We start from the raw sequence: 24,469 nt of genomic DNA on the forward strand, positions 1-24,469 counted from the left end.
ATACTTTTCTTTTTTCCTCAGAAAATAGGACTTGAAAACTAACTATTAAATAGCTAATTTTCAAGTCCTGAATTGTAGGAATCCTAGGCTAAATTAGGATTCACTTTCGATATAGATAAATAACAAACCCATCACTACGGCTGGCATTAACCAACAGACGATCGGGATTAAAATCCAAGGCAGATAAGAAGCTGCGTAGGCACCAGTCATGTCAAATGCTCCTAGTAAAAAAATAAGGAAATGATAATCAGGTAGAACAAGGGTTAATTATTGATTAAAAACCCCGCGCATGATGCCATCAACGACACCAAGATTTTCTAGGAGGAAATAGGCCACAAAAGCGCCACCCATACCACCAATAAAGAAACCGGCGGCGAATTGACTCCAACCCTCGGAGGATTGCAGAGGATCACCACTAGCGGCCTTACCTTGGAAGGAGACAAGACCATAACTAGCTAAACAACCCGTAGCCAAGAGAACCATGGCTAAAGCGGGGATTAAGCCGCCGAGATTAGCATATTCCGAGTCTCTCAAGGGACCCAGGACAACCCAGGGACCACCGAGGAAATAACCGTGGGCCATACCCACCTCTAGACCGCGCAGAATCGGAGCTAGACCGGGACGATAGGCAGGTAAGTTACCAATAAAAGCTTTGGTAAAACCAGAAGCGGAAATGGGGGTAGCTAGATGACCAATGAACGGATCATCATTGTAGGGTGTCACCACCTGTTTGTATCCAGTTTCAGCCATTGTGTTTGAGTTCTCCTTTTTCCGATCAACAGGAAAATTGATCATAAAACTTTAAGATTACACTTTAGGCCTAAGAATTACTTCAAGCAACCCCATCGATCGAGTTTTCAAGGGTTGACGGCTGAAACTCTCACAATTCGTTACATTTCTCTCAGGAGACGGGGGAGATGGGGAGCCTTGTTTCAGTGTTGCCAAAGGCACGGCGTAGCCGTACAGTAAACAGTAATCAGTGAACTGAAAACTCACATCTGATACTAAATCCGTTGAGTATAGGCGACATATCAGGATAGGCAAGAGGCAACCCCCCCGACGTCGGGGGGGCAAGAGGCAAAAGGAGGAATAGATAATCAGTCTTTAATAACTGGATTTAGTAGGATAACTGCTCACTGATAACTGCTCACTGATAACTGATTACTGATTAAGGGATAATCAACACTGGACAGGGGGCAAGGTTAATAACTTTGGTGGTGACGCTTTCGGACACACCTTCGCTAGTTAATCCTAAACCGCGACAACCCATAACGATCAGGTCGGCATTAACTTCATCGGCCACATCACAGATGACAAAAGAGGGTATTCCCTCCCGTTCAATCATTTCCGCAGTGATGTCAGCTTGGGCAAAAATCGCCCGCACCGATTGTAACAATCTATCCACCGCTTCGATCGAATTCATCTTATCGTCGGCGGCAATTTCCCCGGTGGCTGTCGTTTCCACCACCGACAACAGCACCAAACGACTGTCAAAGATTTTGACTAATTCGATCACACTACTGGTAGCGTCACGACTTTCGCGGCTGTGGTCGATGGGAAATAAAATCGTCTCAAACATAATTAGCAAGTCTCTCCAATCAAATTTTTCTGGGCAAATCGGTCTTGGAACTGCAAAACTGATCCCCAAATCTGAAATAATCTTTGTCAAAGTAATTGCCGCAAGTAGCGATACCCTGATTTAATCTTTATTGTACGGTAAGCAATCTAGGAGGTTATGGGCTGTGCCAAAAAAAACAGTAGCGAATTTAACAGAGGCTGATTTAGCGGGCAAACGGGTCTTAGTCCGGGTCGATTTTAATGTTCCCATGGACAAAGCCACCGGGGCAATCAGCGATGATACCCGCATTCGGGCGGCACTACCAACTATTGAGGATTTAATCAAAAAAGGGGCTAAGGTTATTTTATGCAGCCACATGGGTCGCCCCGACGGTCAAGTTAAAGAAAATTTGCGTCTGACCCCTGTAGCTAAACGTCTCTCGGAATTACTGGGCCAAGAAGTGGTCATGTGTCCCGATTGTATTGGTGAGGGAGTGACGGCAGCGATTAGTCAAATGTCTAACGGTCAAGTGGCCCTTTTAGAAAATCTGCGTTTCCACGGTGAAGAGGAGGCAAATGACCCCGATTTTGCCAAAAAATTAGCCGCTAATGCCGATTTATACGTTAATGATGCTTTTGGTACCGCCCACCGCGCCCACGCTTCTACGGAAGGCGTTACCCACTATCTCAGCCCCTCGGTGGCGGGTTATTTGATTGAAAAAGAGTTAAACTACCTACAAGCAGCTATTGAAACTCCCCAACGTCCCCTAGCGGCGATTATCGGCGGTTCTAAGGTTTCTAGTAAAATTGGCGTGATCGAAACTTTATTAGAAAAGTGCGATAAACTGCTCATCGGTGGCGGTATGATCTTTACTTTCTACAAGGCCCGCGGTTTAAGTGTTGGTAAGTCTTTGGTGGAAGAGGACAAACTGGAATTAGCCAAATCCCTGGAAGCGAAAGCTAAAGAAAAAGGAGTGGAATTCCTCCTTCCTACCGATGTGGTGTTAGCGGATCAATTCGATAAAGATGCCGAGTCCCAAATCGTCAAGGTCGAAAATATTCCCGATGGTTGGATGGGATTGGATATTGGACCTGAATCAGTTAAAGTTTTCCAAAAAGCTTTATCTAACTGTAAATCTGTCCTCTGGAATGGCCCCATGGGGGTGTTCGAGTTCGATAAATTTGCGGCGGGTACAGATGCGATCGCTCACACTTTAGCCGATTTAACCGCTACGGGTACAACTACCATTATCGGTGGTGGTGACTCGGTAGCGGCGGTGGAAAAAGTGGGAGTGGCGGAAAAAATGAGCCATATTTCCACCGGTGGTGGCGCTAGTTTGGAATTACTCGAAGGGAAGGTTTTACCCGGTATTGCCGCTCTCGATGAGGCCTAATTAGGGTCTGCTGAAAAAGTTTTTCCTGGGGGTAGGAGTCAGGAGTCAGGAGTCAGGAGTCGGTCGTTTTAGGCTTTGTTGCCCTTGTTTTTTGTACCAAGCGATGTACTACAAGAAGGATTATTCAGCAAACCCTAATTATCTCTAATATCTAAGGTTTAAAAAAGGTGGGTGTTGCCCCACCTTTTTTTTATGAATTATGAATTATGAATTAGGGAGTGGGTTTTTCAAGTTGGATTGGGAGTTAATCATACCAAGACCTTTGCGACAAACCCTAAATAAGCTAAGACGTATTTAAACCGCTTATTCTTATTAGCCGAATCTCCCTCAATCCCTTTACTGTTGCCTTTTGCCTCTTGCCTCTTGCCTCGTCTCAACAAGCAATTTAAATTACGAACAGCTTAGTTGAGTCATTAGGATACTTCAATCGCGGTAAAATCCACTCGCTGATATAAATCTGTCAGGGATATTTGAAAATCTAGAGAAAACAAAGTTAAAATCGCTTCTTGGCTGTGATAATCCCGAAATTCCCAATGATCGCCTCTTTTATGAAATTGTTCTATATAATAACCATATTGATCGATTAAAATATATTCTTCAAAACTATTAAGAGAACGGTAAAATTTAAACTTATCACCCCGATTATAGTCTTGAGTAGATTTTGATAAAACCTCGATAATAACCTGTGGATTGGTAATCGTATCGGTGCGTCCTCTTTCAAGAATTGGTTCCCCCTTAACGATCATAATATCGGGATAGGTGTACACATTATAGGCGGGTATGGCCAAGCGTAGATCGGTGATAAATATATCATAGGCTTGATTCTGGATAGTTAAGGGAAATCTTCTGTAAAAATTTCCCGCAATGCGATTATGGTTAGGAGTTCCCCCGGTCATAACAATAATTTCTCCATCTCGATACTCGTGTCTGTCGGTGGCAGTTTCCTCTAGTTGAAAGTATTCTGCGACTGTGTAGCGTTTCTCAGTGGTTGCGACCATATTGCCCCCTTGAAAGCAAAGCTCTGTTTTTATGATAACCTGTTTTCCGAAAAGCTAAAATTATCGGTTTTAATCAAGTGCTGACTGCCGTATAAATATCGAGAGACCTTGTTAACAAGGTCTCTCCAAAGTGGGTGGGATTATTGTTGCTAATTTGTTAATCCGGTTGGGATAATTTGAGGATAGCGCTAGTGACTTTCATGCTTTCTTGATAAAGCACGTCCTGGCCCCAACGCTGTAACTGTTTACCTAGCAGAGTTTCTGTTTTTTGGTCTTCCAGATGGGCCACTTGTTCAATGCGGCAAGATTGGGCCCCTCCCGAAGCTTCCATCCGCATACAGCCGGTAGTTCCCGAACAAATTACCGTACAACAATCAGCCTGAAGATTAGTAGAACTGAGTTTAATACTAATCAGATCCCCTTGTATCTCACCCCAATCGGCCACGGGAACACCGGCTAATTCCGCCTCAATTAAACGCTGGTCCTGACCGAGGAAGCTAATCCGATGAATAGCGTAATCTCCCGACCGGTGACTATATCCCACCGGTCGCCATTGTAACCGGCTGGCCATCCAACCGAGGAACATAAAAGCTTGGCAAGGATTGCCCTTTTCGTAATCAATAGTGATGCGATCGACTTCCAGAATAGCATCCCGGCGCTCCGGTGGATCAAAAGCCTCGGCGGTTAGTTCTTGCCAGGGGGCGAGACGACTCCAGTTCAGGTCAGCTAATGGTACATCTGTTGCTAATAAATCCCCCACTTGCAGCAGTTCCGTTTCCGGTTCCCGAAAAGTGCTGGAATCGACGATAATCGTATCACATTGACTGGCCAGACGCTTAAATAGTCCATATTCCGCATCGGGACTGGCTTTCCACCAGAGAAATTTTGGCAAACTGGGAATAGTTAACTCGGAAATAATGCCGCCAATTCGTTCCAAGGCTTCCGCTGTGCCGCTTAAAGTGACGTATTCACAGCAAACTAAAGTGTTCTGACTACGTTTGTTAACGGGACAATAGGCAGAAACGGAGGCTTTCACCCCTTCATCGGCCTCGGCAGTGGGACAGAGGGTAATAATGCGACAGGGATTGGAAGCAGCGATCGCATCTGCGACCCCAATCGCATCCAAATCGGCGGCGTATTGACGATGATTAGCCCCGTCCTCGGCGTTTTTTTCCGCTTCCCAGGCTGCCCTTAACCGGGCGACAAATTCATCGCTAGAAAGCCCAGTTACTTCTAGTCCTAGGTCCTTTTGGGCGACTTTGATGGCGGCGTGGGTCCGCGGACCGGCAATACCATCAATCGGGCCGGTGTAATAGCCGAGAAGGGTTAACAATTCCTGTACCGCGTCGGGTTCATAGACAATAAAGCTAAAGGTAGTGGCCCGGGTGGCGGCCATACCATCCTCATTATTATTATAGGATTGCCAGATATCGCGCAGTTCCTGCTCGATCACATCGATGGAAACATCTTTCGGTGCTTGCAGGGAGACAATGGGGGGGCTTTGGGTAGTCATGTCAGTTATCAGTTATCAGTTATCAGTTATCAGTGATTCAGTTACCAGTTATCAGTGATTCAGTTACCAGTTATCAGATGTGAGTTATCAGTTATCAGATGTGAGTTTTTAGTTTACTGATTACTGCTCACTGATTACTGTTCACTGTATTAGAGTCGTCGCCAACGACGGCCATCGCGGTTAAGGAGAAATTCCGCTTCTGTGGGTTCCCAGGTACCCGCTTCGTATTGGGGTACGGAGGCAGGATCGGCGGGAGCGTCCCAAGCGGCGAGAGCGGGAGTAACGATGCGCCATGCTTCTTCTACCTCGTCAGAACGGGTAAATAGGGTTTGATCTCCTAACATAGCGTCTAACAGTAGGCGATTATAGGCATCGGCGCTGGTGACACCGAAGGAGGAACCATAGCTAAAGTCCATTTCTACCGTGCGTGTGCGTAATTCCGACCCCGGCATTTTCGCCTCAAAACGGAGGGCAATACCTTCGTTAGGCTGAATTCGCAGACTCAGTACATTTGCATTAGTTTGTTGGGCCGCCGATTGGAAGATTAATAACGGCACATGGCGGAATTGGATGGCAATCTCGGAAACTTTTTTGGGCAGACGTTTACCGGTACGCAGGTAGAAGGGGACACCTTGCCAACGCCAGTTATCGACGATTAATTTCATGGCCACATAGGTGGGAGTGGTCGATTCCGGATTAACCCCCGGTTCTTGCCGATAGCCCAGAATGGGTTTTCCTTTCATCCAACCGGCTTTATACTGGCCGCGGATGGCGGATTTTTCCAGGTTATTAATATCGGCCAGGTGAGTCGCTTGCAGGACTTTGACTTTTTCGCCGCGGACACTATCAGCGTTAATAGCGTTGGGCGCTTCCATGGCCGTCAAGCAGAATAACTGCATCAGGTGATTTTGCACCATATCGCGCAAAGCTCCCGATTTTTCGTAATATCCGGCCCGCTCCTCCACTCCCACGGTTTCGGCCACGGTAATCTGGACGTGATCGATAAATTGACGATTCCAGAGGGGTTCAAAGATAGCGTTAGCAAATCGGAACACCAATAAGTTTTGGACGGTTTCCTTGCCTAAATAGTGGTCAATGCGATAAACTTGGTTCTCCTGACAAACCTCTTGTACGACTCGATTGAGAACTTGGGCAGAACTGAGATCTTTGCCAAAGGGTTTTTCGATCACTAACCGGTGTTTAATCGGGTCTTTCAGCATTCCGGCTGCCCCGAGGTTTTTAAGACCGGGGGGAAAGAAATTAGGAGAAACCGCTAGATAAAAGACTCGATTGCCGCGGGTTCCCCGGATTCCGTCTAATTCTTCCAGAAAGACTTTCATTTTGGCGTAACTTTCTGGGTCGTCCATGTTGCCGGGGAAATAGTACAACCCTTGGGCGAAGTCTTGCCAATATTCCTCACTGCCAATCCCGTCGGAAAATTCTTCGATGCCTTGGCGCATCTGTTGGCGAAAATAATCATGACTCCACTCTCGGCGCGCTGTACCGACGATGGTTAATTCGGCCGGCAGTCGTCTTTCCCGTTTCAGTTGATAGAGGGCAGGAACCAGTTTTCTTTGGGTTAAGTCTCCCGATGCCCCAAAAATGACTAAGATTAAGGGTTCTGGGGTTCTTTCTTGTCGCAATCCCACTCGGAGAGGATTTTCGAGCAGCTTTACCATAGGATTTTGTCTAGCCGAGGTGCATTATTTTCCAGTCTAGCGGGAATACTCGACGGCATACCTAAAGTAAAAATTAATAACCACAATCAGTAATCAGTAATCAGTAATCAGTGACCAGTAATCAGTAATCAGTCATCGGTCATCAGTCATCAGTAATTGGATAATATCTTTAGGCCTTTTTGATCTCAAAAAGTTCTGGGCATGGGAGTGAGCGGGGGGAAAATTCAGGGACTTTTTCCCTGAATTTTAGCTAATTGACCACCCAAAAATGGGTGAAACCCCACACCCTACCCCTAGGAAAAACTTTTTGCCGCAAACCCTACTTATTTTTTGGCGGTTTTAACACAATCGAGGGTACGGACGATGGCGGCTGCTGCGTAGTTACGACGGGCGGGATCATTTGGTACAAAAGAACTACCCCGTTCGTTCAAGGGAGAGGCCACACCGCAAAATCCCGACATCTGGGTAATTAAACTGGCAGCCCAATGACCGGAAGTATCGGAAAAATTGACGGGGGTTTTAGTTTGGGCTAAATCGGGGGCTTGTTTTTGCTGAGTTTTCAGGTAGGTGGCGGCCTGTTTGAGAATCGCCATCAATTCGGCCCGGGTGATGGGGTCGGTGGGACGGAATTCGCCGTTAGCTTTGCCGGCAACAATACCATTGGCCCGGGCCCATTGGATTTTTTTGGCACTCCAACGCGTCGCTTCTACGTCGTTAAAACTGCCGCTGCCGGGGGGAATCTCTTCTAGGTTAATTTTGGTGACAGTTCCCATCCCTTCAATAATCATTGAGACGAATTGTTCCCTGGTGACGGGATTTTCGGGGCGGAAGGTGTTATCTTCTTTAAAACCGGCCACTACACCAATAGCGATCGCTTTTTCAATCTCAGTTTTATAGATATCGCCGCTAATATCCTGAAAACTGGCCCCGGAAGTGGGGGGGGGAGTGGTTTCGTTGATGGGAGGTCTGCCGGCGGCTGCGAGAACTTCCGCTTCTTTGCCGCTAAAGTAGAAGTGGCCTAAACTTTTGCCTTGGAAAGTACGACGGCTAAATCTCCAACCCGGTTCGAGGATAATTTTCATAAATCCTGTTTGCATTCCTCGGGTTCTTCCCACCACTAATTCCGGTCTGCGGGCATCCCGGGGAGTTCCCACTAAGTATAATTCGCCATTGCGTTCCACAATACGCAGGATGTAATCTAGCCCAAAATCCCGGCCATCCAGACGGATAGAATAACCATTACTATCGGTGGCGCGGCGACAAATGCCGGTAAAGTCAAAGTTGAGGAGTAGAGGGTCGATCATGACCGGATTTGAGCCGCTTTCGCTCCAACACTTCTGTTTTCCCTGGATTTGTTCCAAGACTAGCAGGTCAAATTTATTACCTCCGTAGGGACGAGCGATCGCTACTACCTGGGTCTGCTCGATGTCCTGTTCGTCAAAGTTGGCCGCTGGTGTGGCAGTTATGCCCAAGGTCATTAGGGCGGTTAGGGCGATCGATAATCTGGCTTTCATAATCTTTATCTATAAGACGATTTTTGCAGTAAAAATAGACGTGCTAGTCCCAATATTCTAAGACTGAATACTTCTGGTTGTTGTTCCAGACTGCGCCGGATTGTTGTCTGTCCGCACAAGTTTTCTCTCAATCTTCAATTTCCGAACCTATTGATCCGAGCAATATTCTGCTTGAACTGGTGGGGTGATCAATATTAATTCGGTTGACTGTTGAAGCTAGGCAGATTTTGGCGGATTGTTGAAAATTTTAGCCAGCCATTCGAGTCTTAGGCTAAGATGGGGAGAGAGGCTTTTAATTGACCGCATCCCTTGACTTCCTCACAGGATTTAAGCCCAATAATTGCCTAAAAAATGGCAATTAATCGATTGAGGGCTATCAGTGCTGCGGTTAATTATCATAGTTTATTAGCTCTGGTGAGCCGTTGCCCTTTCTTTGGTGTGTGTGAGGTAAACAATTATGAGTAACTCCCCTGGCGATCCTTCTTCTCGTCCTAATCTTTTTCTGAGTATCGGTCGATTTTTACGCCGGCCTTCTACTTTGATTGTCGGGGGAATTACTCTCCTAGGACTTACCTCCCTTGGCTATTTTACGACTCGTTATTTAGTTTATGAACGTCTCACCCCAATTTTAGATAATATCTTCAGTGAAATGCTGCACAGACCTGTCAGGGTAGGTAAGATAGAGGGCTTTTATTTTAATCGCATTCGTATCGGTAAATCGGAAATTCCAGCTACGGCCAATTCTGCTGATAGTTTATCTATTGATGCGATCGAATTGGGATTAAATCCACTGCCCTTACTTTTAGGTCTGCCGCTGCCGGTTGATGTCAAGTTAATTAATCCCAGTATTTATCTCGATCAGGATAAAAATGGTCAATGGCTCGATAATTTAGATAAAATATCTAGTAACTTAGACCGGGAGGCCCCCATTAGGTTAAATCTGGGTTTTCAGGTGGAGAAGGCAGCTATTACTATCCAACCCCATGCCCTGAAAAACCCGATAGAAATTAAGGCCGATGGTCAGGGAAGATTTATCGATAATCAAGAGCAACCTCTCAGCTACGATTTGAGCGCAGAAATCCTCAAAAGTCAAGTAAAAATTCAAGGAGAAACGGCGTTAAAAACGGGGGAAAGTCAAACTAATCTTCAGATTGATCGTTTAAATTTAAGTGAACTATTAACTTTAATTCCTAATCGCAATTTTCAATTAAATCAAGGACAAGTAAATGCTAATATTGCTCTCAATATTCCCAGTTGGGCAAAGCTAAATAAAACCGAAGGAAATGGTAATTTTCAGGTGACGGATGTAGCGGGAAAATTCCAACCTTTTCAGTATCCAATTAAGCTAAATACTAAGTTAAATTTACAGGGAGATAAAGTATTAGTTGAACAAGCGATCGCAAGTATTGGCAAGATTAAAACTGAGGTGAGAGGAGAGGTAAATTGGCAAACTGGTTATCATCTCAAGGTCGCTCTAGAATCGGTGGATTTACAACAGCTTTTAAGAATTATTTATCTGCAATCACCTCTAGATTTACGGGGAGAAGTGCGCTCTACTTTTCAAGTGACGGGAAAACTAGATCAACCTCTAATTACAGGAACCGTTAGCAACAGCAAACCGATTATTTTTGAGCAAATTCCTATTCAATCAATAACCAGTAATTTTCAAACAAATCTCAATCGTCTTAATTTAGACAAAATTCAAATTAAACCCCTCGCAGGTGGAGAAATTAAAGGGGAAGGAAAATTACAGTTAAATATTCTGCAATCCCTGCAAAAAAATCAACCTCTTGACGGGACAAAAATGCCGATCAATTTGAATTTACAAGCCAATTTTCCCACGAGAAAAATTTTATCTCAATTGGCAACAGTTCCCGCTCAAATTAATATAAGCGATCTGCAAGCTAAGATTAAAGCTAGAGGTAGTTTAGGACTGCCACAATTATTAATTAATTGGCAAATACCCAGGGTTAATCAGTCAGGATTAATCAATGTTGCTGGGGAGGGCAAAGTATTTTTAGGGGGCAACAAAATCAATTTAACCGATACGGTCATTAAAACAAATGGCGGCAAACTACAGGTTAATGCTAATAGTGATTTTACTAGCAAATTAGTCCAGGCAAAAATCACGGGTAATAACTTTTTATTTACTCCTTTTGTGCCTATCGTTTGTCAATATTTGGATAGTATTTGCCCCTACCTAAAAACCTTAGAACCCTTAAATTTAGAGACAGCTAATATTCAAATTAGTGGCAAAATTGACCAAATCAATGTTAATACCTTAAACGGAATTGCTAACTTAGGAATTAGCAGTAAACAAGGCACAATTTTAGTCAATAGTCAAGTATCGCAAGGAAATTTTCAGGCTAAAGCTGTCTTAGCGGGATTGCCGATTAATTCCCTATTGCCTAACTTACCAACTCAGGTTAAATTACTGCGATCGCAAATTAATTTACAAGGTTATTTAGGGGAATTGCTGAAGAATAAAAATAATATTTTCAGCAGTTGGCAAGGTCAAGGGAATCTGGATTTATTAGTAGATAATAATCCTTTAATTGCCACAGCCAAACTAAATCAAGGTTTCCTGACAGGAACAGTCAACACTGGGGGAATTAGTCTCAATCCTCTAGTGGAAAATTTAACAGTTCCCGTTAGTTTAGGCAGGGCAAAAATCAGCTTTGCTGGCAGAATAAATGCTCTGATTAGCGGTACTTTAACGGATTTACAAACTTGGCGCGGAGAGGGAGATATACAGTTATTTGTCAATAATCAATCCCTGAGAACGACAACCCAACTGGAACAAGGTATTTTAAGCGGTATAGTTAATACGGCTGGCATTAACTTAAATCCGTTTTTACCCAATATAAATATTCCTGTTAGTCTAGGAAAAACCCAAGTCAATTTCACGGGTGCAATCAATAATTTACTAGCGGGAAAAATCCCTAATTTGTCCAGCGTCAATGCTAGGGTAAATACTCGCTTATTAGTAGATAAGAATCCGATTAATACTGATATTCAGTTAAACAAAGGTATTTTTAATATTCTGGGTAGCTTAGAGAATTTTCAGACTAATGTTCCCCTAGCGTTGAATATTGACCAAACGAAGTTTCAAGCGACAGGAAATGCCCAAACTATTTTCGACTCTCTGCTAGAAAAACGACTCAACTTAGGCAGTGTCAAAGCAGTTTTTAACTCTCGTATTCATGTAGCTAAAGGAGAGATTAAAGCTAAGGCACAACTGAATAATAATTTCTGGCAAAGTGATATTATTGCCGCTAATCTTGATCCCGCTGCCCTAATGGGGCAATTGCCAGGAATAAAATCAATCTCGATTCCTAACTTAGATTTTAGTGCCAATTTAGCGGGAAATATTAAAGAAATTTGGCAGGGAGTAACACCAATTCAGGTTAATAATCTTTCGGCACAGTGGGGAGAAAATAGCTTTAATGTGCGAGGAAATATTCTTTTAGCTAATCTTATCAGTCAACCCGATATCGCTGAGGTTAACTTAAATCTACAGGCAAAAACCGACCTTGCTACTGTACCGCTAACTCAGATTATATCGCTTTTACCAATTGATTCTAACCTAAAACCCAAAGAATCGACACTGACAGGGATCGGAGAATTTCAAGGACAAATCACGGGGAAAAATCTCTTAACTGCTTGGCAAAAAGTGGGAAATATACAAATCAAAGGGGATATCAATTTAGCTAACTTTAGCATTAATGAGCGACTTTTTGAACCTGTCTTAAAAGGAAGTATGCAAGCAGGAATCTGTCAAAATATTAGTTTAAATCTGCGGGGAAATCAGGACATTATTGACTTAACTTTTGATCCTTGTCAACAAAATAATTGTCTGCTGCCCTATCTTCCCTTAGAGATAAATATTCGCCAAGCTTTTGGAAATCAAACTCCTTTTCTAGCAACAGCTAAACGAAGCGGAGAAAATTTAAATGTTCAGATTGCCAATTTTCCCCTAGAAATCCTGAAAATATCTCCCACGGCAGCCTACAATATTCCGGGGATTATTACTGGCCAATTGAGTGCCAATCTAGACATCAATTTATTTGACTTACAGGGACAGGGACAACTAGAGATTAATCAACCTAGTTTAGGTAACTTAATTGGGGAAAAATTAACGGCAAATTTGGTTTATCGGGATTCCATAGTTCAACTGCAAGCGGGGAATTTACAAGCGGGTGCAAGTCAATATAATCTGCAAGGTTTGTTTAATTGGCAAACCCAAGCAATAGAAGCTAAACTCAGGGTAGATCAAGGTTATATTCAAGATTTATTATCAGTTGCTAGTATCTATGATTTAACCAGTTTAATCAACTTTTTCTCCTCAGAGAATGACCCAGCTATTCAACTTAGTCCCCTAGGAGTAGGTAATCCCGAAGCTTCCCTAGCACAACAGGTAAATTTGCGGGCAAAAATTGAAGAAATAATCCAGCAATTAGCAGGGGAAAGAGGGGTAGTCGGGATACCTTCCGAACTAGATTTTCGCGGCCGTTATCAAGCAAATATAGCCTTAACCGGGACTTTAAAAAATCCCGATCTTAGCGTACAATTTCAGGGCAATAGATGGGAATGGCGACCCCAAAGACCGACAGTAAATATTGTTAACCCTCTCGGAATTGTCACCACCGATACCCAATTAATTCCGATTGATGAAGTAACAATTAATCTTAACTTAAATCGTCAGTTGCTCAGGATAGAACCGATTAGATTAAAATCACGAGATTCTTCCGTATTTTTAGCGGGTGATTTTTCCATAAAAAAAGTAGAGGGAAGTTTTGCCGTGGAAAATCTTTCTCTCGATCTCTTGAGAAATTTTGTGCAGTTTCCCTTAGATTTGTCCGGTAGTCTAAAAACTCAAGGACAAATTACAGGAACTTTATTAAATCCTCGTATTCAGGGTAACTTTGCCTTTATTGATGGTGCAATTAATGCCCAAAATATTAATCAAGATATAATTGGTTTATTTACCTATAACCAGTATCGTTTTGATTTGCGGACAACCTCCTCCGAATCAATCCAACTCTATGCCAGCATTCCCTATCCTCCCTTACCGGGTAATGATCAATTAAAAATCCAAGCAAAATTGGGAACCGATGCAATCAAATTGATCGAAGCTATCAGTCAAAACGCCATCGAATGGGTTAATGGTGAGGGGGAGGTAGTTCTTTCAGCGACGGGAAGATTAGATATAAAAGAAGGCTTAAAAATCAAAGATTTAGAAGCAAATGGTATAGTTACTCTCGATAATGCCGCTATCCGCAGTGTTGCTTTTCCAGAGATTTTAACCGTAAATGGCCGCATTGGGTTAACCCCTGAAAACTTAACAGTAGAGGAATTACAAGGCTCGATCGCTGACAGACAAATTTCTGTGGTGGGAGTTTTACCTTTCTTTCAAGCCATCAAAAATAATCCTAATCCCTTAACAGTTAATATTCAAGAGGGAGATATAGCAATTAATGGTCTTTATCGGGGATTAATTGCTGGGAATGCCATGGTAACGGGAACAATTCAGCAACCAATTATCGGGGGGAATGTGCGTCTTTCTAGGGGTAAAGTTTTTCTTCCTCGCACCGCAGAAATTAATCAAGAAACGGATAAACCAGTGAGTCGCTGGCTGCAGCCTCTCAACATTCCTCAGACGACAAATATTACTCCAGTTTTAAATAATTTCCAAGTGTCTTTAGCAGGATTATCAATTGAACAAGAACCTTTGTATCAATTTGATTTTAGTGGTGCTTTAACCTTGAACGGTCCGCTCACTCCACTGGAGAAATTACAAACCAATGGAGTGATTAATCTCGATCGAGGACGGGTTAGTTACATCGATACTCGTTTTCTTCTTAACCGACGCAATCAAAATGTTATTGTTTTCGATTCTAGTCGCGGGTTGGGACTTTTTAATCCCTTTGTTGATATTCAACTGCGAACAATTCTCAGCGAATTTTCTCAATCTCGCGATTTTGCTATCTCCCGTCCGGGGGGGGATTTTCCTAGCAATGAAATTCCCGATGATAGCCTCAATCGTATTCAAAGGATCGATGTCACCCTCAGCGTTGAAGGGGAATTAAACCGCTTGCTACCAAATTTAGGACGTAATATCAATGAAGTGTGCCAAATTCGTCCCGATAGTCCACCTTTTCCCCTAGAGGAAAACTATACAGATACAGAATTACAAAAAGTTGCTAATTGTTTACAAGCAGTGGCTTTTGCTAGAGGTGAAGATGAGGGATTGCTTAATACTCCCCTAGTTAAATTAACCAGCACTCCCCCCCGCAGCCAAGGGGAAATCGTTCGACTTTTGGGGGAACAATTGCTGTCGGTTTTTAATGGTTTACAGGGGAAAAATACAGAACAATTAATTCAATTTGGAGTGGTTCAGTTGGCGATTCCCCTCTTAGCCCAAGGAGTCGTGTATGATGTGGAGAATGCGGTTAGTAATGCGATCAGGGCAACGGATTTTAATATTCTTCCCAATTTGGAAACCGTCTATCGAGTCAATTCCCAGTCTTTTATCCGCTTTTCCTACGATTACAATTTGAATGAGTTTACCGTCCGCTATCAAACCCAATTTTAAAGTAAGATTGAGAGATATAGCATAATTCAGAAGTTAGGAGACAAGGGAAAATTAGGTTATACTTCATCTTACTTGATATTCTATGATTATTCGCGAGGCTAAAGAAACAGATTTACCAACAATTATCGAGATTTATAATGCTGCTGTTCCCACTCGCAAGGCAACCGCAGATTTAAAGCCTATTTCCCTCGAAAGTCGGCGAGAATGGTTTGAAAAGCACGATCCTGAACAGTATCCCATCTGGGTAATAGTGATCGAAGGTCGGGTGGTGGGTTGGCTGAGTTTACAGATGTTTTATGGTCGTGTCGCTTACCAAAAAACGGCAGAGGTTAGTTTATATATTGCCCCCGATTATCAAGGTCGTGGAATCGGTAAATTATTAGTAGAATATGCCTTGGAGCGCTGTCCCCAATTGGGTATATCTAATCTTATCTGTATTATTTTTGCCCACAATCAAGCCAGTATTTGTCTCTTTGAAAAATTCGGCTTTCAACGATGGGGTTATTTACCCCAAATTGCCGCTCTAGACGATTTTCTGGCTGATGTGGTCATTTTAGGGAAAAAAGTCGCTTAAATAGGCAATTTCTCCATAGCTAGACTAAATTCTAGACTTAATTGAATATAAGCATTTTCTGATTCGCCTAGAGATGGTTTCTGGGTGAGAGAAAAGAGATAGTCCTCATACCAAATCTCAGAACTTCCCGCACATTTTTCGTCTCTAAATAACCATTGTTGAAACACTTGTTCTCTACCATCCTGAGGGGCAACAATCTGATAAACTTTAAGAGATTTTTTAGCAATTCTCCGGCTGCCCTTGCTGGTTAATTCATAACCTAACAAGTTCAAACAATTACGAATAATCGTCAGAGGACGGGAAGTATGAGAGAGATTAATCTTGGTGATAGTTTTAATCTCGTTGCGGTTTTTAATGGCGATTTCAGCCATTTTTTGTAAGTCGGCATCATGATTAGTTAATTCTCTTTCAGGATTAGCTAATAATACGGGAATTCCTAACACTTCTAACGTCCCGATAATCACTCCTAATTGACTACCATTAAAATCGGGAATAAATAAACTTCCCTGACCTGATTCTATCAGTTTACGGGCAATTAAAGCATCTCGATCGCACAAAAATTGTCGCCCAATTGTCAAAAAGTAATGTAGGCGTAGTTCTTGATACCATCCCTGATCATCTTTACTCACTAATTGCGGTGTGACGGGGATTCCATAGCGTTTATATAGGTCATATTTCCTGATAATTCTCCTTTCTTTCACTGACTTAATTAACTGTTTTTTTAGCCAACGATATTCTGATTCTGTGATCTCGGCTGCGCTGGCAATTTCCTCGCATTCAGAACGATAATTATGTTCCCTAATTTCCTCAATTGCTTCCGTTAACTGATTATTTATTTCTAGTTCTTCTTCCTGATTCCGTTCTTTAATTCTCTGGCCTTCTGCTTGTAAAATTCCTAGAATTGACTGACGATAATTAAGCATATAAGCATTTACTCGTACAGCCATTTTAGCCCAGCAGAGGAGAGATTCCGCTTGAAAAATTGTATCTAAATCCTCCAGAGATTCTAAATCTGATTGGTGTAGTAAGCGAATATTAACCTCCGTTAGTCGGTGTCCAGAGGTGAGAAGTTTGGGGATAGAAGTGGAACCATTGCCCACCTGATTAAATCCGTACACTGCTGACCAAATATAACGAGGAATATTCTCTCTAATTCTCCCCAAAAATTGAGCGATAGAAGTGGGAGTTTGAATCCCCTGTGCTAAACACCAAACCGAGGTAAAGTGTTGCTGAATATCAATACTAATTCCCGTTTCGATCGCAGGACTAGCTAGAACTATATCATAGTTAAGCAACAATTGATTTAAATTGCCAATCGCCTCATAGGCAGCCTGACTATAATCTTGCAATGACTCTGAGTCTATCCGCAAAATTTTCTTCTGGGGAAATTGCTTTTTTAGATAAGATTCTAGGGTAATTGTTCCCCATTTACTGGTTAACTTTTGTGCTGACAGACAAACAAAAGGTTTTCCTCCCTCTTTAATATGTTTGACTAAATCATTAACTAGCTGTTGGGGAGTATTATCAGAGTAGTTATAAACTCGCCAAGCTTCCTGCTCATTAGGTTTCCACTCGTTACTAATCAAGAAAGTTTCTAGTTTAATTGCCGCTAGAGAAGTTAAGTATTCTAGGGAAATATCACTTAAATCAGCATCGGCAACTAGGACTTTGCCCCCACTGCTGACCACAGTTTGCAGCAGGGACTTTAGGGATTTTAAAATTGCCACACGATTAGTTTTACAAGTATCCCCATTTAACCCATGCCATAGAACCTGTTCGATCTCATCGATAATAATGATAGCTTCTCGCCAATCTTCCGCTTGAAATTTAGCTTGTGATTGGGGATGGAGAGAGTCAATACATAAACCATAACCGTAAATTTGTGCCGCAGGATTGTCCCTAACTTGACTGATATAGTTTAAACCAAAGCGTTGACATAACTCCTCCACCAGTTTCACCCGATGACCGATAACTAAAACTTTTTGTTGATTGGCAATAGCCTGTTTAACTATCTTGGCTAAAAACTCAGTTTTCCCCGTACCTTTAGCCGATTTAATCGCCATTAACTGCGCTGATGTAGGGATGGCAATATCTGGCAAGTAACGGCTATTTAACTCTAGATGAGGTGGGAGAGTTAAACTATTTAAACTCGCTGCCTTCCAAATTTCCCAAGAGGTAGCTTTTTGATAGACTTGTTGGAAGTAATCTTCCCCTCGATTGATTAGTAAATCATCCACCCCTTTACCATCAGCAGCATCCCAAGTAACCACCTTTACCTCACAGTTAGCCTGACTGAATAGATAACCCATTCTCTGTAAAGCTAAATTAACCGCTTGTTGGGTTTTTGGTTTAGTTTCTTGATCAAAAACTAGATAAATCTTTCGTCCGGAATTAGCTAATTTTTCCAGCTGCGGAATTAGATGAGATTTGCCGATTCTCCTACCTAGTTCGTCCTTGGGAGTACGATAACCATTGTGAATCCCTGGTAAGGCAATTGTCACATAACCTGCTGTTAGTAATGCCCCCGCTTTTTTCGCTCCTTCCGTAAGACAAATAGGTATCTCTGGATGTTTGATTACCCAAGACCAAAAACCGAGATCCTCTTGCTTATTATCCACTTCTTCAGTTAAAATATTAATACTGATAGACTGGGCTATCCTTTGCCAAATTTTCAGGGGAACCCGCAAAGCAAAGACTCCCGTAGGGGTTTGGGGGGGATGTTCGTACTTAATCGGTTTAGCCTTATCGAAGCTTAAACGGGGAAAATCGGGCTTAAAACAGCCCCAAAGGTCATAATTACCAGTTAATAAGTCAATTCCTGAACACCACCAACCGCCTTGACTGGTATGTTCATAACGCTTGAGAATACTATCCCTAACCCTGCCATCATTGCGTCGCGGTAATTCTTGGGAGTAGAGTAGGTATTCACTGGGAGATAACCCCGCTAAACTGGTGACATTGAGATGGATTAACTCCGCGTCCACCCCGCTACCACGCCATTCTTCTAAATATTTCATCCTTGTCCTCTACTGGCTAGACGCTATATATAGCGTTTTTGTCCTATTATTCTAGCGGTAAGCCACTAAATAGCGAAAAGAGAAATTTTACTCTCTCAGAGGTTCTCGGAGGAAATTTGACTTTTAATCCACTCTTGTCTGAGATTATCGAAAAGTTAAGTAGTCGTGCAAAAGGAGACAGGCTTCGGCCGTGAGATCAGGCTTCGACGGTGAGCTCAGCCGGTAGTGATCCGATAGTAGTGGCGTAGCTCTCTTGCTTATCTAGCCTGAGTTGTAAAGATTCACAAGCTTCAATATTTCGTTGTCCTAAATGGGGTTCTTGCCATACCATCAAAAATGGTTCTACACATAATGGCAAACCAAAACGTAAGGGTAAAGATTGTGGTCGTCAGTTTGTAATTAATCCTAGTAATAAAACCGTCTCTAACGAAAACAAAAAATTAATAGTTTGGGATCAATAGCTCGGGTAATTTCACATTCACGGCAACCAGTGGTCAAAGCACTCTTGAGATTTTGGGAATACTTGGGACTCCTAACGATAGTTCTGATATTGCCTTTGATGATTTAATAGTGAGTACCGTAGCCGTACCCGTACCCGTACCCGAATCTGAACCTCTAGCCATGTTAGGTTTAGTAACCGTTATCGGATTCGGTACCGGCTTGCGGCGGAAACTTGCTAAGAATAGTCAGAAAAAATAAGTCCCGCAAAAATAAGAAAAAGGGACAGAAATAACCTTGATCCTATTCCTTTTGTCTCGTGCCAAGGTTCTACATTGGCACGAGAAAAGGGAGGATATTCCTCCCTTCCCTGATGGGTTACACAAGAACTAGAACCTCTGGAAGTGCGTTGCAAGGGAGATGCTTGCAACGAGGTAAGTAGGGAGGCACAATTATTTGTAGGATGGGTTAGCGGTGGCGCAACATGATCGGACGTTGGGTTTCATGCTTCAACCCAACCTACGTTCTGGAAGTGCGTTGCAAGGGAGGGACTGGCAACGAGATGGAAATGAGAAGAACCCTTTACTGATTAATTTTTCACAAAAGTAAATTTACCATTTTTACCATCGGCATCCATTTTAATTTGTGCCACGGAGAATTTATCCTGAATGATTTCCCCTTCGGGAGTAAAAGCAATATCTCCCAGGACAGTGACATACTTACCCGCTAAAATTTCCTGATTTAATTGTTGGCGAATTTGTTCGAGGGAAAGTGTACTGAGTTTATTTTTATCATCTACTCGTTTTAAGGCCTCGACAAAAACTTGAATTCCCGTAAAAGCTTGAGCAGTAAATTGGGGCGGTGCTTTTTTATTTTCTGCTGTATAAGCGGCGACAAAATCCCGATTAATAGGATTATCTAATTCCGGATTATAAGCTTGAGCGATGAGAATACCATCACATTGAGCTTGACAAACCGGGAAAATATTAGAAGTATTTAAACCATTGCCCCCAATAATTAACCCCTGATAACCTAATTGTCGCAACTGTTTGACCAAATTGCCCCCGTCAGCAACCAAACCAGAAATAACCACTAAATCTGGTTTAATTTTAATAGCGGCGGTGGCTTGGTTTTGAAAATCTGTATCGGTGGTTTGGAATTTCTGCACGGTGACAATATCAAGATTTAAACTCTTTAGGGTTTCTTGAAAAGTTTCCGTTTCCGATTTACTAAAAGCATCATTTTGGGCAAAAAAGACAGCCACTTTTTTAATCTTGGGATCGATTTTTAAAGCAGTTTTAACCGCATTGGGAGCGACCACAGCCACAGGAGCGGACACCCTACCTACATATTCACCGATCTGGGGGATACCTTTAGCCGTGTTAGACGGGCCGAGAATGGGAACTTTGGCTCGATCGGCGATCGGACTAGCGGCAAAAGCTTGCTGGGACAGGGACGGACCGAGAATACCCACCACTTTATCTTGAGTAATTAGGGTATTTATGGCGTTGATCGCGCCCTGTTCATCCCCGGCCACATCCTGGATAATAACTTTAATCGGTGTTCCATTGACTCCGCCCTTTTTATTAAAATATGTTTCAGCCATCTTGACACCGATCACCTGTTCCTGTCCCAATAGGGCGAGATTACTGGTTTGAGCTAAAGCTGCACCGATGGGAATAGCAGCAGTGGCGGCGTTTTCTGCGGGACTGGGGTTAGTTTGACTGGTGGGAGTGCCGGAATTACAGGCCACCACTAAACCAAAAGTGACTAGGGATAGTATTAAGGGGATTAATAAACGTTTTCTGAGCATCTTAACTCTCCGGGGACTGATATTGTTGATGACACTATTATTTCGCTAATCGGGTTGATTTCAGCGATAATTCTCGACGCGATCAAACCAGATTCTGCTCCCTTAGCGCCCTTTGTTTCCCCTAATTTTGTCGATTAACCTCCCCGTCTCACCTCCGTTTTCAGAAAAACGATTTGCCTTTTCTGGTTCTGTCGCCTAACCTAGTAGTTAGGGAATTTATTATCGCCTTTCCCGTTCACAAAACCCAGCAAGCGAAAACATCCATTTAAGATTATGACTAACCCCGTTATTCACGCCTTTTTCCTCGGACGAGCGATCGCTGAAGTGGTCAGTGAACAGCTAGAAGATGCGTTCACCAACGCTTTAAGCGAATTAGGCAAATTTGATGCCGAACAACGGGAAAACCTGCGGCAATTCGTCGAAGAAGTGCAAATGAGAGCCGATCGAGCCATGGAAAAGGGAGTATATACTGAGACAGACTCCAGTGGTTCCTCCAGTGCCGATGTGCAGGAAAACATCGACGAAATGCGGGCCGAAATCGCCCAATTGCGCTCGGAACTAAAAAACTACCAGAATTAACCCAAAACCCTCTTTTAGTCGCTTTAAAGCCCCAAAAATTGCGTGTCAGCCCTTCTACCAGTCCCCGTTACCCTAGAGTTAAACCCAGCAATGCCGGCCCTCCAAGTCGCCAAAAATAGCTATCGTTGGAATCGAGAAAACTATTCCATCAATCGTCGTCGTCTAGATATTTGGCGATTCGTTCTGACTGTACTTTATCAATTCTGGCTCAACGGTAAAAAATGGAGCTATAACGGTGGCTATAGCCAGGAAAAACTCGCCAGCAGACGCAGAAAACAAGCCGCTTGGATTCGGGAAACCATGCTAGAATTGGGTCCAACTTTTATTAAAGTCGGTCAACTGTTCTCCACCCGGGCCGATCTGTTTCCCCTGGAATATGTGGAAGAACTCTCGAAACTACAGGATCAGGTTCCCGCATTTACCTACGAACAGGCCAGCAAAATCATCGAGGTATCCCTCGGTAAACCCCTCAATCAACTCTTTAAAAGCTTTGATCCTATTCCCCTAGCAGCCGCTAGTTTAGGGCAAGTTCACCGGGCCCAACTGAAGAGCGGGGAAGATGTGGTGGTCAAAGTCCAACGGCCCGGATTGAAAAAATTATTTAGTATCGATCTGACCATCCTGAAAAAAATCGCCCAATACTTCCAAAATCATCCCAAATGGGGTAAAGGTCGCGATTGGACGGGTATTTATGAAGAATGCTGTAAAATTCTCTGGGAAGAAACCGATTATCTCAACGAAGGTCGTAACGCTGACACTTTTCGCCGTAATTTTCGCGGGGAAGATTGGGTGAAAGTACCGAAAGTCTATTGGCGCTACACCGCTCCCCGGGTTTTAACCCTAGAATACCTCCCCGGCATCAAAATCAGTCATTATGAGGCCCTAGAAGCGGCTGGACTCGATCGCAAATTGTTGGCTAAACTAGGGGCAAAAGCTTATCTAATTCAACTACTCAATAACGGCTTTTTTCACGCAGATCCTCACCCCGGCAATATTGCCGTTGATAGTGACGGCTCCTTAATTTTCTACGATTTCGGCATGATGGGACAAATTAAAACCAATGTGCGCGAAAAATTAATGCAGACTCTCTTGGGAATTGCCCAAAAAGATGCCGATCGCGTGGTCACTTCTCTGGTGGATTTAGGAGCATTAACTGCTAATGGTGATATGGGAGCAGTGCGGCGATCGATCCAGTATATGCTCGATAACTTCATGGATAAACCCTTTGAGGAGCAATCCGTAGCCTCTATCAGCGATGATCTCTATGAAATCGCCTACGATCAGCCTTTTCGCTTTCCCGCTACCTTTACCTTCGTCATGCGGGCATTTTCTACCCTAGAAGGGGTAGGCAAAGGACTCGATCCCGAATTTAACTTTATGGAAGTGGCCCAACCTTTTGCCCTGCAATTAGTAAATGATATGACAGGAAATAATGGCAGTAATATCCTCGATGAGTTAGGACGACAAGCAGCCCAAGTGAGCAGCACCGCCCTGAGTTTACCCCGACGCATCGATGATACGATCGAAAAATTAGAACGGGGTGATATCCGTGTCCGGGTCCGTTCGAGCGAATCCGATCGACTTTTGCGGCGATTGGGTATGATTCAAATGGGAACCAACTATACTTTACTGGTCAGTGCTTTACTTATCTCAGCGACGCTTCTATTCGTCAGTGGTTTTGGTTGGTTAACTTTAGTGCCGATGGCGATTTCCCTGCTGCCGGGGATAGCTCTTGTGAGACTTTGGCGAAAAATTGAACGTCAGGATCGCATGATGTAATTGATTGCGGGATAATAAATATTGTGTTAAAAGCAGAAATTTCGATGAACAATCTTTCTTTTGGAGGAATGACCGATCCTGGTATGGTGCGATCGGTTAATCAGGATAGTTATTATATCGACCCCGAGCGGCGCTTTTTTATCGTTGCTGATGGTATGGGAGGTCATGCGGGGGGCCAGGAAGCTAGTCAAATCGCCACTGAAACTATCCAAGCTCATCTAGAAGAACACTGGAATTCGCCCCGGGCTGCCGGGGAATTGCTGCAGGAGGCAATTACCGTCGCTAACGAGAAGATTATCGAAGATCAACTGAAAAATCCCGAAAGACAGGACATGGGGACAACCCTAGTCATGGCTATCGTCCGAGATGATGGCTCTTGGTACACCCATATTGGTGATTCCCGTCTCTATCGCTTTCGTGAGCAAAAATTAGAACAGGTGACGGAAGATCATACGTGGATAGCTAGGGCGATAAAAATGGGCGATCTGTCCGAAGAAGATGCGAAAAACCACCCTTGGCGGCACGTTTTATTTCAATGTCTCGGTCGTCGCGATTTGCCCCCAGTGACGGTATCTCCCCTCGATCTGCAATCTGGCGATAGTTTAATTCTCTGTAGTGATGGTTTGACGGAAGAACTGTCCGACGAGGAAATTAGCGATTATTTGCAAACCAGTGCCGATTGTCAGGAAATTGTCGAGAATTTAGTGGCAGCGGCCAAAGAAGCCGGCGGTTCTGATAATATCACCGTGGTCATGGTCAGCTGTTGACTATCTAGGGTTTGCGGCAAAAAGTTTCTCGTGGGGAAGTGGGGAAGTGGGGAAGTGGGGAAGTGGGGAAGTGGGGAAGTGGGGAAGTGGGGAAGTGGGGAAGTGGGGAAGTGGGGGAATTTCAACTAACACCCTATCACCCTAAAACCCTAAAACCCTAAAACCCTAAAACCCTAACACCCTAACACCCTAAAACCCTAAAACCCTAACACCTGCCGATCGCCGATCGCCTCATCTCCACAAGCAATTTAA

18 protein-coding genes are annotated in these 24,469 nt (G+C 43.4%); 9 read left to right on the forward strand and 9 right to left on the reverse strand.

Going from position 1 to position 24,469, the window contains the following annotated elements; all coding sequences use genetic code 11:
* Positions 1-93: 93 nt before the first annotated feature.
* The 3 genes from EWV66_RS16495 to EWV66_RS16505 all read right to left on the reverse strand — a co-directional run bounded on the left by EWV66_RS16495 (position 94) and on the right by EWV66_RS16505 (position 1,579).
* Positions 94-210, reverse strand: coding sequence for a photosystem I reaction center subunit VIII (locus EWV66_RS16495; protein ID WP_002737043.1), 117 nt, complete (start codon positions 208-210; stop codon positions 94-96).
* A 57-nt stretch (positions 211-267) separates the two neighbouring features.
* A complete protein-coding gene (locus EWV66_RS16500) occupies positions 268-750 on the reverse strand; it encodes a photosystem I reaction center protein subunit XI (protein WP_002737469.1) in 483 nt (160 codons plus the stop codon).
* Positions 751-1,168: 418 nt separating this feature from the next.
* The gene (locus EWV66_RS16505) at positions 1,169-1,579 is read right to left on the reverse strand and encodes a universal stress protein (protein WP_052276491.1); all 411 of its coding nucleotides are present in this window, start codon (positions 1,577-1,579) and stop codon (positions 1,169-1,171) included.
* 163 nt (positions 1,580-1,742) lie between these two features.
* Here EWV66_RS16505 and EWV66_RS16510 point away from each other — a divergent pair, with 163 nt between their 5' ends.
* Positions 1,743-2,951, forward strand: coding sequence for a phosphoglycerate kinase (locus EWV66_RS16510; protein ID WP_004162197.1), 1,209 nt, complete (start codon positions 1,743-1,745; stop codon positions 2,949-2,951).
* Positions 2,952-3,364: 413 nt separating this feature from the next.
* Here EWV66_RS16510 and EWV66_RS16515 read toward each other — a convergent pair whose 3' ends face one another.
* The 4 genes from EWV66_RS16515 to EWV66_RS16530 form a co-directional block, all read right to left on the reverse strand.
* Positions 3,365-3,949 carry a Uma2 family endonuclease gene (locus EWV66_RS16515; protein WP_052276489.1) on the reverse strand — a complete coding sequence of 195 codons (585 nt, stop codon included), beginning with the start codon at positions 3,947-3,949 and terminating at the stop codon, positions 3,365-3,367.
* A gap of 157 nt (positions 3,950-4,106) precedes the next feature.
* Entirely contained in the window at positions 4,107-5,462 is a 1,356-nt protein-coding gene (opcA, locus tag EWV66_RS16520; RefSeq protein WP_287107816.1) for a glucose-6-phosphate dehydrogenase assembly protein OpcA, read from the reverse strand.
* Between the two features lie 149 nt (positions 5,463-5,611).
* Positions 5,612-7,141: a glucose-6-phosphate dehydrogenase gene (gene zwf / locus EWV66_RS16525; RefSeq protein ID WP_052276487.1), complete on the reverse strand. Its 1,530-nt coding sequence runs from the start codon at positions 7,139-7,141 to the stop codon at positions 5,612-5,614.
* Positions 7,142-7,464: 323 nt separating this feature from the next.
* Positions 7,465-8,655, reverse strand: a complete 1,191-nt coding sequence (locus tag EWV66_RS16530; protein WP_052276486.1) for a DUF3747 domain-containing protein — start codon at positions 8,653-8,655, stop codon at positions 7,465-7,467.
* Positions 8,656-9,112: 457 nt separating this feature from the next.
* Between EWV66_RS16530 and EWV66_RS16535 the strand changes: the two genes are divergently transcribed.
* Both EWV66_RS16535 and EWV66_RS16540 read left to right on the forward strand, forming a co-directional pair.
* Complete coding sequence (locus tag EWV66_RS16535; RefSeq protein WP_287107817.1) at positions 9,113-15,250, forward strand: translocation/assembly module TamB domain-containing protein; 6,138 nt, start codon at positions 9,113-9,115, stop codon at positions 15,248-15,250.
* An 82-nt stretch (positions 15,251-15,332) separates the two neighbouring features.
* Positions 15,333-15,824, forward strand: coding sequence for a GNAT family N-acetyltransferase (locus EWV66_RS16540; protein ID WP_004161352.1), 492 nt, complete (start codon positions 15,333-15,335; stop codon positions 15,822-15,824).
* On the opposite strand, the gene EWV66_RS16545 is transcribed toward EWV66_RS16540, so the two are convergent.
* Positions 15,821-18,841 carry a plasmid replication protein, CyRepA1 family gene (locus EWV66_RS16545; RefSeq protein ID WP_287107818.1) on the reverse strand — a complete coding sequence of 1,007 codons (3,021 nt, stop codon included), beginning with the start codon at positions 18,839-18,841 and terminating at the stop codon, positions 15,821-15,823. The genes EWV66_RS16540 and EWV66_RS16545 overlap by 4 nt on opposite strands.
* A gap of 329 nt (positions 18,842-19,170) precedes the next feature.
* On the opposite strand from EWV66_RS16545, the gene EWV66_RS16550 reads away from it, so the two are divergent.
* Positions 19,171-19,302 carry a hypothetical protein gene (locus tag EWV66_RS16550; RefSeq protein ID WP_423251354.1) on the forward strand — a complete coding sequence of 44 codons (132 nt, stop codon included), beginning with the start codon at positions 19,171-19,173 and terminating at the stop codon, positions 19,300-19,302.
* A gap of 52 nt (positions 19,303-19,354) precedes the next feature.
* Positions 19,355-19,540 carry a PEP-CTERM sorting domain-containing protein gene (locus tag EWV66_RS16555; RefSeq protein WP_221634802.1) on the forward strand — a complete coding sequence of 62 codons (186 nt, stop codon included), beginning with the start codon at positions 19,355-19,357 and terminating at the stop codon, positions 19,538-19,540.
* Between the two features lie 328 nt (positions 19,541-19,868).
* Here EWV66_RS16555 and EWV66_RS16560 read toward each other — a convergent pair whose 3' ends face one another.
* Positions 19,869-21,092, reverse strand: coding sequence for an ABC transporter substrate-binding protein (locus EWV66_RS16560; protein ID WP_287107819.1), 1,224 nt, complete (start codon positions 21,090-21,092; stop codon positions 19,869-19,871).
* Between the two features lie 273 nt (positions 21,093-21,365).
* Here EWV66_RS16560 and EWV66_RS16565 point away from each other — a divergent pair, with 273 nt between their 5' ends.
* The 4 genes from EWV66_RS16565 to EWV66_RS16580 all read left to right on the forward strand — a co-directional run bounded on the left by EWV66_RS16565 (position 21,366) and on the right by EWV66_RS16580 (position 24,378).
* Entirely contained in the window at positions 21,366-21,671 is a 306-nt protein-coding gene (locus EWV66_RS16565; RefSeq protein ID WP_002761072.1) for a DUF6825 family protein, read from the forward strand.
* Between the two features lie 90 nt (positions 21,672-21,761).
* On the forward strand, positions 21,762-23,450 hold the full coding sequence (locus EWV66_RS16570) for an ABC1 kinase family protein (protein ID WP_287107822.1): 1,689 nt from the start codon (positions 21,762-21,764) through the stop codon (positions 23,448-23,450).
* 44 nt (positions 23,451-23,494) lie between these two features.
* Positions 23,495-24,217: a Stp1/IreP family PP2C-type Ser/Thr phosphatase gene (locus EWV66_RS16575; RefSeq protein ID WP_287107820.1), complete on the forward strand. Its 723-nt coding sequence runs from the start codon at positions 23,495-23,497 to the stop codon at positions 24,215-24,217.
* A gap of 11 nt (positions 24,218-24,228) precedes the next feature.
* The gene (locus EWV66_RS16580; RefSeq protein ID WP_158499337.1) at positions 24,229-24,378 is read left to right on the forward strand and encodes a hypothetical protein; all 150 of its coding nucleotides are present in this window, start codon (positions 24,229-24,231) and stop codon (positions 24,376-24,378) included.
* Positions 24,379-24,469 lie beyond the last annotated feature (91 nt).

This window comes from Microcystis sp. M_OC_Ca_00000000_C217Col (assembly GCF_007095585.1).
Taxonomy (GTDB): Bacteria; Cyanobacteriota; Cyanobacteriia; order Cyanobacteriales; family Microcystaceae; genus Microcystis; species Microcystis panniformis.

Excerpts from the sequence above, each read along its gene's own strand:
- EWV66_RS16515 (WP_052276489.1), bottom strand. The coding sequence starts at position 3,949 with ATGGTCGCAACCACTGAGAAACGCTACACAGTCGCAGAATACTTTCAA.
- zwf (WP_052276487.1), bottom strand. The coding sequence starts at position 7,141 with ATGGTAAAGCTGCTCGAAAATCCTCTCCGAGTGGGATTGCGACAAGAA.
- EWV66_RS16565 (WP_002761072.1), top strand. The coding sequence starts at position 21,366 with ATGACTAACCCCGTTATTCACGCCTTTTTCCTCGGACGAGCGATCGCT.
- EWV66_RS16535 (WP_287107817.1), top strand. The coding sequence starts at position 9,113 with ATGAGTAACTCCCCTGGCGATCCTTCTTCTCGTCCTAATCTTTTTCTG.
- EWV66_RS16495 (WP_002737043.1), bottom strand. The coding sequence starts at position 210 with ATGACTGGTGCCTACGCAGCTTCTTATCTGCCTTGGATTTTAATCCCG.
- opcA (WP_287107816.1), bottom strand. The coding sequence starts at position 5,462 with ATGACTACCCAAAGCCCCCCCATTGTCTCCCTGCAAGCACCGAAAGAT.
- EWV66_RS16530 (WP_052276486.1), bottom strand. The coding sequence starts at position 8,655 with ATGAAAGCCAGATTATCGATCGCCCTAACCGCCCTAATGACCTTGGGC.
- EWV66_RS16540 (WP_004161352.1), top strand. The coding sequence starts at position 15,333 with ATGATTATTCGCGAGGCTAAAGAAACAGATTTACCAACAATTATCGAG.
- EWV66_RS16560 (WP_287107819.1), bottom strand. The coding sequence starts at position 21,092 with ATGCTCAGAAAACGTTTATTAATCCCCTTAATACTATCCCTAGTCACT.
- EWV66_RS16575 (WP_287107820.1), top strand. The coding sequence starts at position 23,495 with ATGAACAATCTTTCTTTTGGAGGAATGACCGATCCTGGTATGGTGCGA.
- EWV66_RS16570 (WP_287107822.1), top strand. The coding sequence starts at position 21,762 with ATGCCGGCCCTCCAAGTCGCCAAAAATAGCTATCGTTGGAATCGAGAA.
- EWV66_RS16500 (WP_002737469.1), bottom strand. The coding sequence starts at position 750 with ATGGCTGAAACTGGATACAAACAGGTGGTGACACCCTACAATGATGAT.
- EWV66_RS16545 (WP_287107818.1), bottom strand. The coding sequence starts at position 18,841 with ATGAAATATTTAGAAGAATGGCGTGGTAGCGGGGTGGACGCGGAGTTA.
- EWV66_RS16505 (WP_052276491.1), bottom strand. The coding sequence starts at position 1,579 with ATGTTTGAGACGATTTTATTTCCCATCGACCACAGCCGCGAAAGTCGT.